This is a genomic window from Pantoea sp. Morm, assembly GCF_016643525.1.
In the GTDB taxonomy this organism is placed as follows: domain Bacteria; phylum Pseudomonadota; class Gammaproteobacteria; order Enterobacterales; family Enterobacteriaceae; genus Pantoea; species Pantoea dispersa.
In genome coordinates this window covers 1-17605 of record NZ_VOQX01000021.1, presented here as the reverse complement: position 1 = coordinate 17605, position 17605 = coordinate 1, and the positions used below count along the sequence as shown (strand labels likewise).

Genomic DNA, 17605 nt, shown 5'->3' with positions numbered 1-17605 from the left:
GCGGTACCGGTCAGTACAGCAGCGAGTAGAGCTGGCGACGATAGCGCGAGGCGAGGGCATCGCCGGTGCCGAGGGCCGCCAGAATCTCCTGGAACATTTTGCGCACTTCGCCGTCACCGGCGCTGAGATCGCGCTTCAGAAAACCTAACAACAGTTCCAGCGCTTCTTCATTGCGGCCCACCTGATGCAGCTGTAACGCAAGTTTAGCAGCCAGACCGGCGTTGTCCGGTTCGCTTGCCATCTGCTCCTGCAGCTGCTGGATCTCCGGCGTGTCGGCGGCCTGTTTCAGCAGGTCGATTTGCGAAATCAGGCTCTGATAGCGCGTATCCTGATCCTGCAACGGCACCACAGCCAGCACCGCTTCGGCTTCTTCGCTGCGGTTCAGGGTGATCAGGACTTCTGCCAGCAGAAAACCGATTTCACTGTTCTGATTGCTCAGCTGCCAGGCGTCTTTCAGCAGCGGTAGCGCATCCAGCGGCTTGCCTTCCTGCATCAGCTGCATCGCCTGCTGCGCCTTTAACTCCTCTTCACGCGGCAGGACTTTCTCCAGCAGCGCGCGGATCGCCTCTTCCGGCTGCGGGCCCTGGAAGCCATCGACCGGCTGGCCGTTCTGGAACAGGTAGACGGTCGGCAGAGAGCGCAGACCAAACTGCGATGCCACCAGCTGCTCTTTATCGCAATCCAGCTTCGCCAGAATAAACTGGCCGGCGTACTCCTGTGCCAGACGCTCCAGCACCGGCGTCAGCTGCTGGCAGTGCTGGCTGCGCTCCGACCAGAAGTAGAACAGTACCGGCAGCTGCATTGATTGCTCCAGCGTCTGCTGCAGGTTGGATTCGTTGATGTCGATAATCAAAGCGTGTGACATGAATACGTCTCTTGGCAGAAAGTGTGTTGAGGATATGGGGGCAAACGCCCCGGCTTCAAGTTCAATTCCGGCTTGCAGTTTAGTTACTGCGTAAAATGCGATCCAGCATCCAGCCCGGCAGCAGTCGCTTGAGCAGACTCATCGCCCAGGCGACCAGCGTCACCGGATAGCGCAGGCGCGGATGTTTACTCTCCAGCGCATGCCGCAGTTTCGGCAGAATCGCTTCCGGCGGCAGGCTAAAGCGTGCGGCGATACCGGGGTTGCGCACGGGCTTATCGCGTTCGCCCTGCTGCACGTTTTCGGTAAACCGGGTGGTAATCGGGCCCGGCTCAATCAGGCTGACGCGCACGCCGCTGGGGCGTACTTCCATGCGCAGCGCATCGCTCCACGCCTCCAGCGCCCATTTACTGGCGGCATAAGCGCCGCGGCCCGGCGTGGAAATCAGGCCGAGCACCGAGCTGGTGTTGATAATCCGCCCGTCGCCGCTATTTTGCAGCGCCGGCAACAGGCGCAGCGTCAGCTGGTGGGTGCCGAAAAAGTTGGTGGAGAATTGCTGCTCCAGCTGCTGACGCGACACGCTGGTCAGCGGACCGTACTGGCCGAAGCCGCCGTTATTGAACAGCCCGTGCAGGCAGTGATCGGTGAGGGCCAGCACGCGATCGGCGGCGGCATCCACACTGGCCGGATCGTCAAGATCCAGCAGGATGCCGGTGAAGCCGAGCTCATCCATGCGCGCCACATCGTCAGCACGGCGACAGGCGGCCAGCACGCGATAGCCGCGCGCCAGCAGATCGTTGGCCGCCACCAGACCGATGCCGCTGGAGCAGCCGGTAATTAATACAGACTTTTGCATATCTTTACCTGTCATTGGGCTCGTCGCGGCGTTAATCATGCTTAACTAGCGGAGCCAGTTGTTCAGCCATCAGGTTGGCGATAAACGGCTGCGCATCAGGATTGGGGTGAATACCGTCCTGCTGCATCCACTCCGGCTTCAGATAAACCTGCTCCATAAAGAACGGTACCAGCGGAATATGATACTGCTGCGCGAGGCGCGGATAGAGCGCGCTGAACGCGTCGGTGTAGCGTCGGCCATAATTAGCCGGCAGACGAATTTGCATCAGCAGCGGCTGGGCGTTAGCGGCTTTGACCTGATCGATAATTTTACTCAGATCCTGCGCGATGTTTTGCGGCGGGAAGCCGCGCAGCCCATCGTTACCGCCCAATTCGATTAACACCCACTGCGGCTGATGCTGTTTTAATAGGCCCGGCAACCGCGCCAGCCCCTGACCGGCGGTATCACCGCTGATGCTGGCGTTAACCACTTTGGGCTGCTGTTGCCAGGTTTTGTCGAGCAGGCTCGGCCAGGCGGCGGTGGCAGACATGCGATAGCCGGCACTCAGGCTATCGCCGAGAATCAGCAGGGTATCGGCGGCGGCGATGCGCGATACCAGCAGCAGCAATAACAACAGGAAGGAATAATGCCAGCGGAAAACATTGTTGCAGTTCATCATCTTACTAAGTCCGTCGGTCAGGGAGAGCATCAGCTGACCATCCTTACCGGAGTTGAGCTGGTTGTCAAACCAGCCGAGACGCTGGCGCTGATCGGCGAGTCGGGATCCGGGAAATCCACCCTGCTGGGTATTCTCGCCGGACTGGATGATGGCAGCAGCGGCGAAGTGCATCTGCTGGGCCAGCCGCTGCACCAGATGAACGAAGAGCAGCGCGCCGCGTTACGTGCGCGTGAGGTCGGCTTTGTGTTTCAGTCCTTTATGCTGGTGCCCACGCTCAACGCGCTGGAGAACGTGCAGCTTCCGGCACTGCTGCGCGGAGACAGCGATCGCGACAGTCGCGCGCAGGCCACTGAATTACTGACGCAGCTCGGACTGAAAGATCGTCTGCACCATCTGCCGGCCCAGCTCTCCGGCGGCGAACAGCAGCGCGTGGCGCTGGCACGCGCCTTCAGCGGCCGTCCCGGCCTGCTGTTTGCCGATGAGCCGACCGGTAACCTCGATCGCAAAACCGGCGATCGCATCGCCGATCTGCTGTTTTCCCTTAACCGCGACTTCGCCACCACGCTGATTCTGGTGACGCACGATGAGCAGCTGGCGGCACGCTGCGATCGTCGCCTGCGGCTGCGCGACGGCAAGTTGTGGGAGGAAGCATGATCTGGCGCTGGTTCTGGCGCGAGTGGCGTTCGCCCTCGCTGTTGATTGTCTGGCTGGCGCTAACGCTGGCGGTGGCCTGCGTGCTGGCGCTGGGCTCCATTAGCGATCGCATGGAGAAAGGGCTGAGCCAGCAGAGCCGTGACTATATGGCCGGCGACCGCACGCTGCGCAGCAGTAAACCGGCACCGGATGCGTGGCTGGACAAAGCGCGCGAAGAGGGGCTGGCGGTCAGCCGGCAGCTCAGCTTTATGACCATGACCTTTGCGCAGGAGACACCGCAGCTGGCCGATGTCAAAGCGGTCGATGATGCGTACCCGATGTTCGGCACCCTGCAGACGGATCCGCCCGGCCTGCGTCCGGTGGCCGGAACGGTGCTGGCCGCACCGCGTCTGCTGGCGCTGCTTAACCTTAAGGTCGGTGACCGCATTGACGTGGGCGATACCACGCTGCGCATTGCCGGCGAAGTGATTCAGGAGCCGGACGGCGGATTCAATCCGTTTCAGACGGCGCCGCGTCTGTTAATGAATCTTGCCGACGTAGAGAAAACCGGCGCCATCCAGCCGGGGAGCCGTCTGAGCTGGCGCTACAAATTCTCCGGCGAGTCGGCACCGCTGGCGCGCTATGACCGCTGGATTCAGCCGCAGCTGCAGGCCGGCGAGCGCTGGATCAGCGTGGAAAACTCGGAGGATGCGCTGGGCCGCTCAATGCAGCGGGCGCAGCAGTTCCTGCTGCTCTCGGCGCTATTAACCCTGTTGCTGGCGATTGCCGCAGTGGCCGTCGCCATGAGTCATTACTGCCGCAGCCGTTACGATCTGGTGGCGGTGCTGAAAACGCTGGGTGCCACGCGTAAATCGCTGCAGCGGCTGATTATCGGTCAGTGGCTGGCCGTGCTGCTGCTGGCGGCCATCGCCGGCAGTGCGCTGGGGCAGGGCATTGAAGTCGCGCTGCTGATAATGCTCAAACCGGTGCTGCCCGCCGCTTTACCGGCTGCCAGCGTCTGGCCGTGGCTGTGGGCGATTGGTGCGCTGGTATTGATCTCGCTGCTGGTCGGGTTGCGTCCGTACCGTCTGCTGATGGCCACACAGCCGCTGCGCGTGCTGCGTCGTGATGCGGTAGCCACACTGTGGCCGCTGCGTATTTATCTGCCGGTGATGGCGCTGGTGGTGGTAGCGCTCCTTGCGCTGCTGATGGGCGGCAGCAAAATGCTGTGGGCGCTGCTGGCTGGCGTGGTGATGCTGGCACTGCTGCTGGCGCTGCTCGGCTGGGGCACGCTCCTGCTGCTGCGCAGACTGGTGGTGCGTAATCTGGCGCTGCGCCTGGCGATCAACCGTCTGCTGCGTCAGCCAGCCATGACGCTCAGCCAGCTGGCGGCGTTTTCGCTCTCCTTTATGCTGCTGGCGTTATTGCTGGTGATGCGCGGCGATCTGCTCGATCGCTGGCAGCAGCAATTACCGGCGGATGCGCCCAACTATTTTCTGCTCAATCTGACCCAGCAGCAGGTGCCGCAGGTAGACGAGTTCCTGCGGCAGCATCAGGTTAACGCCGGAACCTTCTATCCGATCGTGCGGGCAAGGCTCACTGAGCTGAACGGCAAGCCAGCCGATCCCAGGCTGGATAACGCGCTGAATCGCGAGCTTAATCTGACGTGGCAGGCGGAGCGTCCGGATCACAATCCGCTGGTGGCCGGCAGCTGGCCGCCGAAAGCCGGTGAAGTCTCGATGGAGGTCGAGCTGGCCGATCGTCTGGGCGTCAGGCTCGGCGACAGGCTGACATTCAGCGGCGATACGCAGCAGTTCAGCGCGACGATCACTAGTCTGCGCAAGGTCGACTGGGAGAGCCTGCGGCCAAACTTCTTCTTTATCTTCCCACCGGGCGCGCTCGATCAGCAGCCACAGACCTGGCTGACCAGCTTCCGCATGGCGAACGATCCCGCGCTGCTGGCGCAGCTCAACCGCGCGTTCCCGACGCTGAGCCTGCTGGATGTCGGCAGCATGCTGAAGCAGATTGGACAGGTGCTGGCGCAGGTGAGCCAGGCGCTGGAGATCATGGTGATCCTGGTGACGGTTTGCGGTGTGTTGCTGCTGCTGGCGCAGATCCAGGTCGGCATGCGCCAGCGCCGGCAGGAGCTGGTGGTGTATCGCACGCTCGGTGCCAGCCAGCGCCTGCTGCGCGGCACGCTGTGGTGTGAGTTTGCGCTGCTTGGCGTGGTCGCGGGTATCGCGGCGGCGCTGGGGGCGGAAGCGGCACTGTGGGGGCTTCAGCGCAAGATTTTTGATTTCCCGTGGCAGCCGGACTGGACGCTGTGGCTGGCGCTGCCGCTGTGTGGCGCGGCATTGCTGTCGCTGTGCGGCGGCTGGCTGGGTGTCCGCTTACTGAAGGGGAAAGCGCTGTTCAGACGGTTTGATGCTGCCTGATGCCCTCACCCCGGCCCTCTCCCACGGGAGAGGGGGCCGATCGAGCCCGTATGCGTGATTTTGCACTTCAGAACGTTCAGGTGAGCGTCAAACTTAAAGATCGCACCGTATAATCCCCTCTCCCTGTGGGAGAGGGCAAGGGTGAGGGGAACACCGCAGAACTACAGCTTCGCCACGGCCCACGCAATACCGCTCGCGTAGGCGTCAGGCAGTAGCGGCACCAGCGCATTGAGTGCGGCGGTGAGGCGTGCCGGATCGCTGTCGGTCAGATTCAGGTGGCCGACCTTACGTCCGGCGCGGACTTCTTTGTCGTACCAGTGCAGATGCACCAGCGGCTGCTGCAGCCAGTCGGTATTGAGGTCGGTGCCAATCAGGTTGACCATCACCGACGGCGCAAACACCACCGGCTGCGGCAGCGGCAGACCGAGCACCGCACGCAGGTGCAGTTCAAACTGGCTGATTGAGGCACCATTCTGCGTCCAGTGGCCGCTGTTGTGCACGCGCGGTGCCAGCTCATTGATCAGCAAGCCCTGCGGTGTGACGAAACATTCCATCGCCATCACGCCCACGTACTTCAGCTCATGCATGATCGCGCTCAGCATCGCTTCTGCCTGCTGCTGTTGCGCGGCATCAGCCTGCGGGAAGGCAACGCTGGTGCGCAGAATGCCGTCCTGATGCAGGTTGTGCGTCAGCGGATAAAACACCGTGCGTCCATCGTGCCCGCGCGCGCCCACCAGCGAGACTTCACCGCTGAAGTTAATACCCTGCTCAACGATGCACTCGCCGTAGCACTCATCCGGCAGCGTTGCGGTTTTGTCGGCGCGCAGGCGCCACTGACCGCGGCCGTCGTAGCCGCCGGTGCGGCGCTTGACGATCGCCAGCTCGCCCAGCGTGCTAAATACCGCCGGCCACTCGCTTTTATCAGCCAGCAACTGCCACGGCGCGGTTGCCAGGTTGAGCTGGTCGAGCAGTTGCTTTTGCGTCAGGCGATCGGCGAGGCGCGGAAAAATATCGCGGTTAACGAACGCCGGATGGTTGGCCAGCTCGCGCGTCAGCGCGGTTTCCGGCCAGCGCTCGATTTCCGCCGTAATCACGCTTTGCGCGATCGGCAGTGCTGACGGCTCCGCGTCCAGTCCGACCGGATACACGGCGATGCCCAGCGGCTCGCCGGCCTGGCGCAGCATGCGGCCCAGCTGACCGTTGCCGAGTACGCAAACTGGCTTCATGCGTCCTCCCGCGGATCCGGATTATTCAGCACTTCATCGGTCTGGCTCTGACGCCAGGCGGCCAGGCGTGCAGCCAGCTCGCGATCGTGAATTGCCAGGATCTGCGCCGCCAGCAGTGCGGCGTTGGCGGCACCGGCTTTACCGATGGCCAGCGTACCGACCGGAATGCCGCGCGGCATCTGTACGATGGAGTAGAGGCTGTCCACGCCGCTCAGCGCTGCGCTCTGTACCGGTACGCCCAGCACCGGCAGCAGGGTTTTCGCCGCCAGCATGCCTGGCAGGTGCGCCGCACCGCCGGCACCGGCGATGATCACCTGAAAACCGTTGTCGGCTGCGCGCTCTGCGAAGCTGAACAGCTTATCTGGCGTACGGTGCGCAGAGACCACTTCAACGTGGAACGGGACATCCAGGCTGTTAAGGATTTCCTCGGCGAACTGCATGGTAGCCCAGTCACTTTTGGAACCCATGACGATGGCGATACGGGCCGGGGCGGCGTTGGATGACATGCGGTCAACTCCTGTGAATAATCAAACGAACCTGGCCGGGCGGGCAGGTAAAGAAGGGCACAGAGAATAGCACGAGACAGCGGCAAGGAAAACGGTTGCGTAGGCGGAAAACCGGCATTTCCGCCGCAAAAACTCAGAAAGGAAATTCGATTAACTGCACGCCCTGTGCGTCCAGCTGAATCATTGATCCGCGCTCATGCCACGCGCCCAGCACCGCGCGTTGCGCAGGCGTGCCGGCGAGCTCGAACTGATGAATCGCCGGACGATGGGTGTGGCCGTGAATCAGGATCGGCACCTGCTGGCGCGTCATCGCCGCGGCTACCGCCTGCGGGTTGACGTCCATGATGCTCAGTGACTTGTGCTGGTTGGCCTGCTTGCTGTCGGCCCGCATCCGCGCAGCAATGCGCATGCGCAGACGCAACGGCAGCGCGAGAAACAGCCGCTGCAGCCAGCGCTGATGGACTTTGGCGCGAAAACGCTGATAACCGTGATCGTCAGTACACAGCGTGTCGCCATGCATCATCAGCACGCGCTGACCATAGCGCTCCAGCACCTGCTCTTCGGGCAGCAGCGTCATGCCGCTGGCGCGGGCGAACTGTTGACCTAACAGGAAGTCGCGATTGCCGTGAATAAAGAATTTTGGCACCGGCAGGGCACGCAGGGCGTCGGCGATCTGCTGATGCAGCGGATTAGGATCGTCATCGCCAATCCAGGCTTCAAACAGATCGCCAAGGATGTAAAGCGCATCACACTGCTGCGCTTCCCCCTGCAAAAAATGCAGAAAACCGGCAGTGATTGCCGGTTCTTCCTGACACAGATGTAAATCTGCGATAAACAGCGTGCGCGACATTACTCGCTGACGGTCACTTTCTGGATGATCACGTCATCAACCGGCACGTCCTGGTGCATGCCGCTGCGGCCGGTTTTCACTGCTTTGATTTTTTCGACCACGTCCATGCCTTCAACCACTTCAGCAAACACGCAGTAACCCCAGCCCTGCAGGCTTTCGTCACGGAAGTTCAGGAAGTCGTTATCGGCAACGTTGATGAAGAACTGTGCGGTAGCCGAGTGAGGTGCCTGGGTACGCGCCATCGCCAGCGTGCCTTTGGTGTTTTTCAGGCCGTTATTGGCTTCGTTGCGGATGTCTGCTTTGGTGGCTTTCTGCTTCATGCCCGGCTCGAAACCGCCGCCCTGAATCATGAAACCGTTGATCACGCGGTGAAAAATGGTGTTGTCGTAGAAACCTTCACGGCAGTAGTCCAGGAAGTTCTGTACGGTAGCCGGCGCTTTGTCATCGAAGGTTTTGATTACGATATCGCCATGGTTCGTCTGGAAAGTGACCATTATATTCGTCCTGTGGAGGTTGTCGTCAGTATCAACTGCCGCACCGGCAAGGCGGCGGGGCATTTTTGTAGACGCCTCTTATATCACAATTTCCAATAACGCGTCAGTAAGGCAACGGCAGTTGCGAAGCGAGCGATGCACAAGTCGGAAAAATACGGCACAATAACCGGCTACATCAAGAAGGCGTATCCCGCACACGTAAACAACGGAATCGTTCAATGCTAAAGATCTATAACACCCTGAGTCGCCAGAAAGAGGAATTTAAACCCATTCATGCCGGTGAAATCGGTATGTACGTGTGTGGAATCACGGTTTACGACCTCTGTCATATCGGCCATGGGCGTACCTTTGTGGCATTCGACGTGGTCGCGCGTTACCTGCGTTACGTGGGCTATAAACTGAAATACGTGCGTAATATCACCGACATCGATGACAAGATCATCAAACGTGCCAACGAAAACGGGGAAAGCATCGAAACGCTGACCAACCGGATGATCGCCGAAATGCACAAAGATTTTTCCGCGCTGGGGATTCTGCCGCCGGATCTCGAGCCGCGCGCCACGCGCCACATCGCGGAGATCATCGAACTGGTCGGCAAGCTGATCGATCGCGGCCATGCCTACGTGGCGGATAACGGCGACGTGATGTTTGATGTGCTGAGCGATAAAGATTACGGCGCGCTGTCGCGTCAGGATCTCGAACAGCTGCAGGCCGGCGCGCGCGTGGAAGTGGCGGAAGTGAAGCGCAACCCGATGGACTTTGTGCTGTGGAAAATGTCCAAAGCCGATGAGCCGGCGTGGAACTCACCGTGGGGCAACGGCCGCCCGGGCTGGCACATTGAGTGCTCGGCGATGAACTGCAAACAGCTTGGCACCCATTTCGACATCCACGGCGGCGGTTCAGACCTGATGTTCCCGCACCATGAGAACGAAGTGGCGCAGTCGACCTGTGCACACGATGGCCCATACGTGAACTACTGGATGCACTCCGGCATGGTGATGGTTGACCGGGAAAAGATGTCAAAATCGCTCGGCAACTTCTTCACCGTGCGCGATGTGCTGCAGCACTACGATGCGGAAACCGTGCGCTACTTCCTGATGTCCGGCCACTATCGCAGCCAGCTCAACTACGGCGAAGATAACCTGAATCAGGCACGCGCGGCGCTGGAGCGCCTTTACACCGCGCTGCGCCATACCGATGCCAGCGCGACGCCGGCTGGCGGTGAGGCGTTTGAAGCCCGCTTCCGTACCGCCATGGACGATGATTTCAACACGCCGGAAGCTTACTCGGTGCTCTTCGATATGGCGCGTGAAGTCAATCGCCTGAAGGGTGAAGATAAAGCCGCCGCCGATGCGCTGGCCGCGAAACTGCGTCAGCTGGCCGATGTGCTGGGTATTCTGCAGCAGGATCCGGAGCAGTTCCTGCAGAGTGGCGCACAGGTGAATGCCGATGAAGTGGCGGAGATTGAACACTGGGTGAAAACCCGCGCCGATGCGCGTGCCGCAAAAGACTGGGCGCAGGCGGACATCGCACGTGACAAGCTGAACGAGCTGGGCGTTATCGTGGAAGATGGCCCGCAGGGATCAAGCTGGCGCCGTAAATAATAAAAAGGGCGAACTGCGGTTCGCCCTTTTTATCATCAGCGATCAACGGGTGTAGGGTGCGCATTCATGCGCACCTGGCTAATCAGGCCACAACCGTTACGCGCTGACCGGCAAACTCAACCGTCTGACCGGGAAAAATCTTGCAGCGCTTACGCGTCTCAATAGCACCATCAACGCGCACTTCGCCTTCGTCGATCACCGCTTTGGCCTGCGCGCCGCTCTCCACCCAGCCTTCCAGCTTCAGCAGATCGCATAAATCAACGTGCGCATGTTTACCCAGTGAAAAACTCGCCATTATGCCTGCTCCACATCGTGATATTGCTCGCACGCCAGCAGCGTGTTCTCAATCAGCGTGGCGACCGTCATCGGGCCAACGCCGCCTGGTACAGGCGTGATGTAAGCCGCGCGCTCAGAGGCTGACACAAAATCCACATCGCCGACCACTTTGCCGCTTTCCAGCCGGTTAATACCGACATCAATCACAATCGCACCTGGTTTGATCCAGTCGCCCGGGATAAAGCCCGGCTTACCGACCGCCACCACCAGCAGATCGGCATGCTCAACGTGATGGCGCAGATCTTTAGTGAAACGGTGCGTGACGGTGGTGGTGCAGCCGGCCAGCAGCAGCTCCATGCTCATCGGACGACCGACGATATTCGATGCGCCAACCACCACGGCGTTCAGGCCGTAAGTATCGATGTTATAGCGCTCCAGCAGCGTCACGATGCCGCGTGGCGTACACGGACGCAGCTTAGGGGCGCGCTGGCACAAACGACCGACGTTATAAGGATGGAAGCCATCAACGTCTTTATCCGGCGTGATGCGCTCCAGCACTTTGACATTATCGATCCCGGCCGGCAGCGGCAGCTGCACCAGAATGCCATCGATAGCGTCGTCATTGTTCAGCTCATCGATCACCTCCAGCAGCTCGGCTTCGCTGGTGCTGGCGGGCAGGTTATAAGCGCGAGACACAAAACCGACCTCTTCGCAGGCGCGGCGTTTGTTAGCGACATAGATCTGCGATGCCGGGTTTTCACCGACCAGCACCACGGCCAGGCCAGGGGCGCGTTTGCCGGCAGCGAGACGCTGCTGTACTTTTTCGGCAACCTCAAGGCGCACCTGCTGCGCAATCGTTTTACCGTCAATAATTTTTGCTGCCATCAGAGAGGAAATCCATCTGTAGAGAGTTAAATCGGGGATTGGCGCCTATTCTGTCAGAAGCGCGTCCGGCTGTCAGGTAGAGATTCATTTCGTCTGTGCGTTTCACGACTTTCCGCAGTGACGTGAGGCCGCCTTAACGCGTATTATGTCCCTCAGGAAATTATGTGGATGCCGTGATGATTTGGTTAATACTCGCCACGCTGGCGGTGGTGTTTGTTGTAGGGTTTCAACTACTGACAGCCGGTTCGCGCCATGCTGCGCAAGGGCTGAGTAAACGGCTGCAACTGCCGCCGGTGCACATCGAATCGATGCTGTCGCTGATGGGTAAGGACGCGGCCAAAGAGTTCACCGATTACATCGCGGGCGATAATGAAACCCATTTGGGCAACGGCGCCGCGGTGATGCTGATCTGGCAGGTGTTGATTGTCGATGGCAGCGACGAGAACGCGGTGCGCTGGCACGGGATTCTGACGAAGGCTGGATTCTCAGGGCTGATTTCGCGGCAGCAGCTGTTGCTGGCGTTGGGATTTCTGCGGCAGCTGGAGCCGGAGAGTGCGGAATTGCATGCGCTGCGGGAGCAGTATAATGCGCGGTTTACGCAGCAGGGGATCGAGCTGGAAGGAGAGGCTGGCGAGGTGAGTAATTTGGTGTCGATGAGTGAGTGGCGTAAGCGGCATTGAGGGGCAGGGGTAGTGTTGAGCATGGGCATTGAGGGCGGATGGCGTGCGACGTGGGGCGTACTACTCGGTCTTCAGGACGAATTGTTCAATGATTCAACACTCTGGAGCCGCAGGGCGGCAAAAACGTTGACGCGAGAGCGTGCAAACGTATAATCCGACGCAACCACTATGCGCCCTTAGCTCAGCTGGATAGAGCACCGGCCTTCTAAGCCGTAGGTCACAGGTTCGAATCCTGTAGGGCGTGCCATTTTCAAGTCAACACACTTCTACTGAACTCTCTTTCTTTGCTTTATACTCCCTGATATAGCTGGATTTTTCTGTCGCGAGCTCAATCAAAGTCTACTTAGTCCTACCCAAATCAAGTGGTGTCTGGGGGCCTTTGCGGAGGCTCATCTCGTTCAATGGAAATTAGGGGCCCCCTATGCCACTAAATGCACGGCAACACTGCAAAACCAAGAGAAAAAGAATACAAACTGGCTGACGGCGGCGGGCTTTACCTGCTGATCAAACCCAACGGTGCGAAATATTGGCGGTTGAAATATCGCGTGCTGGGTAAAGAGAAAAAGCTCTCTATCGGCGTTTATCCGGATATCTCATTGGCAGATGCTCGCTTGAAGCGAGAGGAAGCACGTAAGGTTGTCGCGTTAGGCGGAGATCCAAGCGAAGAGAAGCGAGTTGAAAAACTGGCTCAGAAGGCGAGTGTTGAAAATAATTTCAAAGCTATCGCGCTGGAATGGCATGAATATAAGCGTACCGGATGGTCGAAGGGCTACGCTGATGACTTGATGGAAGCGTTTGAGAACGACATCTTCCCAGATCTCGGCAAGCGACCCATTGCAGAGATAAAACCGCTAGAGATGCTGACAACGCTGCGTAAGTTAGAAAAGCGCGGTGTTCTCGACAAATTGCGCAAAATCCGACAGGCGTGTAATCAGGTGTTCAGATACGCGATTGTTACTGGCCGGGCGGAGAGTAATCCTGCTTCTGAGCTATCAAGTGCTTTGGCAACGCCGAAGTCACAGCATTTCCCTCATCTACTCGCGGAAGAGTTGCCTGAGTTCTTGCAGGCGTTAGAAGCCTATTCAGGTAGCCCAATCACTCGGCTTGCAACCCTTATTCTGATGCTGACCGGTGTGCGCACCATTGAGTTACGCTTGGCGGAGTGGAAAGAGTTTGATCTTGATAAAGCGATTTGGGAAGCGCCTAAAGAACGCATGAAGATGCGGCGGTAACATATGGTGCCGTTATCCACTCAGGTGATTGAGGCGCTGCGCGAGATCCAAGCGGTTACCGGTCGTTTTTCGCTGGTATTTCTAGGACGGAATGACATAACCAAACCGATGAGTGAAGCAAGTATCAACCAAGTGTTAAAGCGGATTGGATATCATGGGAAGGCTACTGGACATGGGTTCCGGCACACTATGAGCACCATCCGGCATGAGCAGGGCTATAACACTACGTGGATCGAATTACAGTTGGCACATGTGGACAAGAACACAATTCGCGGGACCTATAACCACGCGCAGTATCTGGAGCAAAGAAGGGAGATGTTGCAGTGGTATGGGGATCATATTGATGTGCTCAATACTAATGTAAAAAGAATCAAAATATGGAAAAGTGCATGATGGGGAACGTTACTTAGGACCAGATTTCAATACGATTAGAATCTTAATAGGCGTCTTCGGGCGTCTTTTTATTATCCTGATTTTGGTGCTTTATGAAAGTTAATGATGTTTCAATAGTAGGCCTCATCTAAGAAATGGTCAGTATAGCTAATGTGGTTAGCCACATAGGGATGCGGTGATGCTAAAGAGGCTCACATCTAAAGAGAGCAAAAGGTTATAGTGATCAGAGATTAGCTTGTATACAATAAGATAATTCTTGTATTGAGAACATGAAGTTATGAACGCAATCACATTACGCAAGGCGTTGGGTGTACTCGCGAAGTCATCTTCGTTTTCAGTCACCACGGTAAGACAGCGCCAAAAAGACGTGTTTGATCAGTTAAAGGATCAACTCTTTGTTCAACAAGATATTGAAGAAGATTTGCTGCGTCATTTGGATGTAGCCAAACCCAATGAAATAATTTTTTTGTGTTGCAGCAGCGGGGATGGTAAATCTGAAATTTTAACTCGATGTAAGTCAAATTTAAAATATAATCAACGATTTGCTTTTCATCTTGATGCTACTCACAGTTTTGCGCCTCAACAAACTGCCATTGATGCTTTGAACAATTTGTTCGACAACCATCAGCAATCATGTCCATTGTTGATAGGCGTCAATACAGGGATGCTGGCCAATTTTGCCAGAGAGGGTACTGATCGTCATGAGTCGCTTCGCTTAGTCATTGATGAGTTTTTATCTAAGCAGACAAAAAACAGCGGTCCATTTAATAGTGGGAATTGTTATTTTTCTGATTTTGAAAATTACCCAAAATTCCAATTTAATGAAGAAGGACAGTATTCATCATTTATAAAAAAACTGCTAATTAAGTTAACTGGAAAAGATGATGGTAATTTGTTTTATACTATTTTTAGACGAAATGAAGCAACGCAATCTGATTTGATTACAGTTGCTAACTTTAATCTGCTTTGCATGTCTGGAGTTCAGGATGTTTTAATTACTCAGCTATTTAAGTCTCGATTAATTAAAGACCAGTTTGTTACAACAAGAACATTGTTGGATTTTTTGCATCATCTGCTAACTGGTCCCGGTTATTTATTTGATAACCTCTTTAATAGTGAAGAAAATGATCTGATCAAAAAAGTTTCCGATTTTGATCCCTCCAGATTGCACAGCTATGAACTGGATCAGTTTATTTTGCGCTATGAGCTTGGGCTGGTTGACGACGAACTTGATGATTTTCTGACCGAACTTGAACCTTTGCACATTAAGTTTGACCGGCAGAACGTCAAGCCCGGGGATGCTGTCTCTTTGATTCGACTTTTTTGGCTATTACAACACGAATCACTGGGAAATAACTATCATCGAAAGTTTTCCGCATTTTTCAACGAATCACTGTTCGAACGCTACTCAAAAATTTGGCACCAGCATAAAAATTACACTGCAGATTCAGAACAGAAAAAAATATTGAATCGTTTTTATGCATTCGAACTTATCGCTGGCATTCAGCGCTACGCCAACCGTAAAGCACCTGAATTAAGTATACATAAAGAAGATTTCTTTCTGGGAGAGTTTGGTGGCGTCAAAATAACTGCTCCTGTAGAAGTAAGACCCGACTGGGATGCAATTCGCAACAAACATACTGCTCACTCAACCGGCTTTGATGTCTATTTAAAAGTTGGTGAAACCTCATTACCGTATGTCCATATCGGCCTTAATCTTTTTGAGCTGTTGGACAAACTGAATAATGGCTATCGGCCAAATAAATATGATAAAAATGCCATTATACTGCTGGATGAAATTGTAGAGCTTATTGCTGAACAGGCTAAATCAAGTAAAGAAATTAAATTTTACGATGGCGGAAAACGAATTTATCGTGCCAAGGCGGATGACGATATGATCACTATTAGCGGCATGGAGGGATAGTAAAATGTATCCTATCGCAACCGAATTAAAAGTAGGTAACAATCAGCTAGATAGTTATCTGCCAGTGCGAAATAAAAATAACGATATTAGCTGGCAATTTGTCACCGGCTTAGCCCTTAGCTATGCCTTAAAACGCAAAATTGAAGCTTATGAACCCGACCAATTCCGTGATGATTGTAAAGCTCACATTCAGGAGCTGCTTGATGAGCCTGAATTTTGGCCGGTGTTAGAGCGTATGTATTTTTCTAACCAAGATATTTTCCGAGTTTCTCCACTTTTTTTGCTCTTTCATGCTCAATATTCTGGCGAAAAAATAAGTGCAGGGTCAACTGCGGATAAACGTCTTGGCACGTTGTTTGCTAACTTAATGGGGGATTTTAGTCTTAATTATCCTATACAGGACAGGCTGAACTTTATTGAGCAGCAAATGCTGAATAAGCTAAATGAAAAAGTAAAGTTATTGGGAAGAGGGCCGTTTGCGGAAGAACAATCCTATCTCCCATATATGGTAGAATGCTTTCAGGACGACTTGGCATTTCTGGCTGAACACCCGCAATACCTTTTGCAGGAATTAACCAATACTCTGCGCTTATATGCATTTTCTTGGTGTGCTCAATTGGCACTCAATGTGGACAACTGGCAAGACGGTGAACCGAAAAGCAAATCGCTTTTTTTTATACTTGATAGCGAGAAAGCCAGTTCCGAACGAGAAAAAGTGAAGCGTTATGGCTATAAACTTTTCGCCAGTCAAAGCGAAAAGCTTTTTCCAATACTTTCTGCTCTGGAAGTTTTGCAATGGGGGAAAGGACATAAAAAACGGCCATTATGGCAGATTTATCAGGATACACTTAATCATTCAGACTCATATTCTCAGGTATTAAATGCACTCAACTCTTATTTACAAGAATTTATTTTAGTTCGCGGCCTCCCTCATCGTGAATTCGCTACAAACATTGAAAATGCATTTGAACAGTTATTGTCTGTTTCGGTTGAACAGTTTCAGGGTAAAAAAAATGATCGTGCTACCGTGAATCGAAATTATGTTAACGAACTCGAAAATCAGATCTGTAATGATTTTATTCAGGTGCGTGGCCGTGCTGGGAAAGTGTTGGTGCTCAATCAAGATCGCTTGTTGTTACTGACTAATCTCACTGTAGGTAAAAATGACAAACTCCGGCTTCATGAACTATTACGCGGTTTTGAAAAGCGTGGTTTTTATCTAGATAACCAGTCGGCGCAAACATTGGTAGCTTTTTACGAGCGTATGGGAAATGTAGAACGAATGAGTGACAGTGGAGATGCCGTATATGTCCGTAAAACAGTATGAAACCTACTTGGCGGAGACCTTCATCGACTGGGTTGGGGGTACAATCGAAGCTGGTGAACGTTATCAGTTCAAATCTCCCGACCCAGAGAATAGTTTAAAACTCTGGCAGGCATTTGCTTCTCTGTCTGAGGGAAATCAGTTGGAGATTGCACCAGGGCAGAAGGTTTACTACTTATCCTGCAATGGAATTCAGCTTATTCCAGTACTGCACGGAGTTGTAGCTCCAGCATTCACGGAAAACTATATTTCACATCTTCGTGATGAAGTTTCAGGACGAAGCGGTGTTTTTGCCAAAACAGCACTGTTGATTATTCACAACAGTATGCTTGATACACTGATTAATAGTACGAAAGATGTGGCGGCCCCGGATGCAATTTGGTACCCAAAAACCTTCAGCTGCCAACTTGGAAAACTCATAACTGCTGGTAGTAACCGTTCAGAATTGTCTCGCTGCTTGCTAGATGATCAGCTCGCGACTGTATTGGATGAAGGCGCCACAGTATTTGGTTTCTCTTCTCTATATCGCCTGCTAGATGACGGGCATCTGGATTTTTCCGAGCTTCACCTTTTTAGAGACGATGAACTACTTAACTACAGCCAAAAACAACTACGCACCAGATTGAATGAAAATAGGAAATTGTATCGGCAGATAGAAGATAGCGTTGAACGCTACAGTGGGCAGTTGGAGAATGTATTAACTGAATTTAGTACAAAATTCATTCAGGAACATTTTGTCGATAAAGATGACTGGCGTGAACTGGATT

Annotated in this window: 15 protein-coding genes, 1 tRNA gene and 2 pseudogenes; 9 read left to right on the top strand and 9 right to left on the bottom strand. The window is 54.7% G+C overall.

The window, feature by feature from the left end:
* Nucleotides 1–10: 10 nt before the first annotated feature.
* The 3 genes from FT726_RS09820 to tesA all read right to left on the bottom strand — a co-directional run bounded on the left by FT726_RS09820 (nucleotide 11) and on the right by tesA (nucleotide 2376).
* The gene (locus tag FT726_RS09820; RefSeq protein WP_021508639.1) at nucleotides 11–865 is read right to left on the bottom strand and encodes a co-chaperone YbbN; all 855 of its coding nucleotides are present in this window, start codon (nucleotides 863–865) and stop codon (nucleotides 11–13) included.
* Nucleotides 866–944: 79 nt separating this feature from the next.
* Complete coding sequence (locus tag FT726_RS09815; RefSeq protein WP_058781232.1) at nucleotides 945–1718, bottom strand: SDR family oxidoreductase; 774 nt, start codon at nucleotides 1716–1718, stop codon at nucleotides 945–947.
* 31 nt (nucleotides 1719–1749) lie between these two features.
* Nucleotides 1750–2376, bottom strand: a complete 627-nt coding sequence (gene tesA, locus FT726_RS09810; protein WP_021508637.1) for a multifunctional acyl-CoA thioesterase I/protease I/lysophospholipase L1 — start codon at nucleotides 2374–2376, stop codon at nucleotides 1750–1752.
* Here tesA and ybbA point away from each other — a divergent pair.
* Both ybbA and ybbP read left to right on the top strand, forming a co-directional pair.
* Nucleotides 2344–3030, top strand: a complete 687-nt coding sequence (gene ybbA / locus FT726_RS09805) for a putative ABC transporter ATP-binding protein YbbA (RefSeq protein WP_021508636.1) — start codon at nucleotides 2344–2346, stop codon at nucleotides 3028–3030. The genes tesA and ybbA overlap by 33 nt on opposite strands.
* Nucleotides 3027–5444, top strand: a complete 2418-nt coding sequence (gene ybbP, locus FT726_RS09800) for a putative ABC transporter permease subunit YbbP (protein ID WP_346302762.1) — start codon at nucleotides 3027–3029, stop codon at nucleotides 5442–5444. Before ybbA ends, ybbP begins: the two co-directional genes overlap by 4 nt.
* Before the next feature lie 161 nt (nucleotides 5445–5605).
* On the opposite strand, the gene purK is transcribed toward ybbP, so the two are convergent.
* From purK to ppiB, 4 genes are all read right to left on the bottom strand, one after another.
* Nucleotides 5606–6670, bottom strand: a complete 1065-nt coding sequence (purK, locus tag FT726_RS09795) for a 5-(carboxyamino)imidazole ribonucleotide synthase (protein ID WP_288422870.1) — start codon at nucleotides 6668–6670, stop codon at nucleotides 5606–5608.
* Nucleotides 6667–7176, bottom strand: a complete 510-nt coding sequence (gene purE / locus FT726_RS09790; protein ID WP_058769411.1) for a 5-(carboxyamino)imidazole ribonucleotide mutase — start codon at nucleotides 7174–7176, stop codon at nucleotides 6667–6669. Before purE ends, purK begins: the two co-directional genes overlap by 4 nt.
* Before the next feature lie 133 nt (nucleotides 7177–7309).
* Nucleotides 7310–8026, bottom strand: coding sequence for a UDP-2,3-diacylglucosamine diphosphatase (locus FT726_RS09785; RefSeq protein ID WP_262264317.1), 717 nt, complete (start codon nucleotides 8024–8026; stop codon nucleotides 7310–7312).
* Nucleotides 8026–8520 carry a peptidylprolyl isomerase B gene (ppiB, locus tag FT726_RS09780; protein ID WP_021508631.1) on the bottom strand — a complete coding sequence of 165 codons (495 nt, stop codon included), beginning with the start codon at nucleotides 8518–8520 and terminating at the stop codon, nucleotides 8026–8028. Before ppiB ends, FT726_RS09785 begins: the two co-directional genes overlap by 1 nt.
* Nucleotides 8521–8738: 218 nt before the next feature.
* Here ppiB and cysS point away from each other — a divergent pair, with 218 nt between their 5' ends.
* Nucleotides 8739–10124 (top strand): cysteine--tRNA ligase, encoded by a 1386-nt coding sequence (gene cysS, locus FT726_RS09775; protein ID WP_346302761.1) that lies wholly within the window; start codon nucleotides 8739–8741, stop codon nucleotides 10122–10124.
* A gap of 82 nt (nucleotides 10125–10206) precedes the next feature.
* Here cysS and ybcJ read toward each other — a convergent pair whose 3' ends face one another.
* Together ybcJ and folD are read right to left on the bottom strand one after the other, a co-directional pair.
* Nucleotides 10207–10419 carry a ribosome-associated protein YbcJ gene (ybcJ, locus tag FT726_RS09770; protein WP_010618497.1) on the bottom strand — a complete coding sequence of 71 codons (213 nt, stop codon included), beginning with the start codon at nucleotides 10417–10419 and terminating at the stop codon, nucleotides 10207–10209.
* Nucleotides 10419–11285, bottom strand: coding sequence for a bifunctional methylenetetrahydrofolate dehydrogenase/methenyltetrahydrofolate cyclohydrolase FolD (gene folD, locus FT726_RS09765; protein WP_288422863.1), 867 nt, complete (start codon nucleotides 11283–11285; stop codon nucleotides 10419–10421). Before folD ends, ybcJ begins: the two co-directional genes overlap by 1 nt.
* A 176-nt stretch (nucleotides 11286–11461) precedes the next feature.
* Here folD and FT726_RS09760 point away from each other — a divergent pair, with 176 nt between their 5' ends.
* The 6 genes and pseudogenes from FT726_RS09760 to FT726_RS09735 form a co-directional block, all read left to right on the top strand.
* Nucleotides 11462–11965: a DUF1198 family protein gene (locus FT726_RS09760; RefSeq protein ID WP_346302760.1), complete on the top strand. Its 504-nt coding sequence runs from the start codon at nucleotides 11462–11464 to the stop codon at nucleotides 11963–11965.
* 170 nt (nucleotides 11966–12135) lie between these two features.
* Nucleotides 12136–12212: transfer RNA gene (locus FT726_RS09755), tRNA-Arg, on the top strand.
* A 174-nt stretch (nucleotides 12213–12386) separates the two neighbouring features.
* A pseudogene (locus tag FT726_RS09750) lies at nucleotides 12387–13590 on the top strand (tyrosine-type recombinase/integrase).
* 277 nt (nucleotides 13591–13867) lie between these two features.
* The gene (dptF, locus tag FT726_RS09745) at nucleotides 13868–15514 is read left to right on the top strand and encodes a DNA phosphorothioation-dependent restriction protein DptF (protein WP_346302759.1); all 1647 of its coding nucleotides are present in this window, start codon (nucleotides 13868–13870) and stop codon (nucleotides 15512–15514) included.
* A 4-nt stretch (nucleotides 15515–15518) separates the two neighbouring features.
* Complete coding sequence (gene dptG, locus FT726_RS09740) at nucleotides 15519–16841, top strand: DNA phosphorothioation-dependent restriction protein DptG (protein ID WP_346302758.1); 1323 nt, start codon at nucleotides 15519–15521, stop codon at nucleotides 16839–16841.
* A pseudogene (locus FT726_RS09735) lies at nucleotides 16822–17605 on the top strand (DNA phosphorothioation-dependent restriction protein DptH); the annotation flags it as partial. The gene dptG and the pseudogene FT726_RS09735, both read left to right, overlap by 20 nt.

Excerpts from the sequence above, each read along its gene's own strand:
- FT726_RS09820 (WP_021508639.1), bottom strand. The coding sequence starts at position 865 with ATGTCACACGCTTTGATTATCGACATCAACGAATCCAACCTGCAGCAG.
- tesA (WP_021508637.1), bottom strand. The coding sequence starts at position 2,376 with ATGATGAACTGCAACAATGTTTTCCGCTGGCATTATTCCTTCCTGTTG.
- FT726_RS09785 (WP_262264317.1), bottom strand. The coding sequence starts at position 8,026 with ATGTCGCGCACGCTGTTTATCGCAGATTTACATCTGTGTCAGGAAGAA.
- purK (WP_288422870.1), bottom strand. The coding sequence starts at position 6,670 with ATGAAGCCAGTTTGCGTACTCGGCAACGGTCAGCTGGGCCGCATGCTG.
- folD (WP_288422863.1), bottom strand. The coding sequence starts at position 11,285 with ATGGCAGCAAAAATTATTGACGGTAAAACGATTGCGCAGCAGGTGCGC.
- dptF (WP_346302759.1), top strand. The coding sequence starts at position 13,868 with ATGAACGCAATCACATTACGCAAGGCGTTGGGTGTACTCGCGAAGTCA.
- FT726_RS09760 (WP_346302760.1), top strand. The coding sequence starts at position 11,462 with ATGATTTGGTTAATACTCGCCACGCTGGCGGTGGTGTTTGTTGTAGGG.
- FT726_RS09815 (WP_058781232.1), bottom strand. The coding sequence starts at position 1,718 with ATGCAAAAGTCTGTATTAATTACCGGCTGCTCCAGCGGCATCGGTCTG.
- cysS (WP_346302761.1), top strand. The coding sequence starts at position 8,739 with ATGCTAAAGATCTATAACACCCTGAGTCGCCAGAAAGAGGAATTTAAA.
- purE (WP_058769411.1), bottom strand. The coding sequence starts at position 7,176 with ATGTCATCCAACGCCGCCCCGGCCCGTATCGCCATCGTCATGGGTTCC.
- ppiB (WP_021508631.1), bottom strand. The coding sequence starts at position 8,520 with ATGGTCACTTTCCAGACGAACCATGGCGATATCGTAATCAAAACCTTC.
- ybbA (WP_021508636.1), top strand. The coding sequence starts at position 2,344 with ATGCCAGCGGAAAACATTGTTGCAGTTCATCATCTTACTAAGTCCGTC.
- dptG (WP_346302758.1), top strand. The coding sequence starts at position 15,519 with ATGTATCCTATCGCAACCGAATTAAAAGTAGGTAACAATCAGCTAGAT.
- ybbP (WP_346302762.1), top strand. The coding sequence starts at position 3,027 with ATGATCTGGCGCTGGTTCTGGCGCGAGTGGCGTTCGCCCTCGCTGTTG.
- ybcJ (WP_010618497.1), bottom strand. The coding sequence starts at position 10,419 with ATGGCGAGTTTTTCACTGGGTAAACATGCGCACGTTGATTTATGCGAT.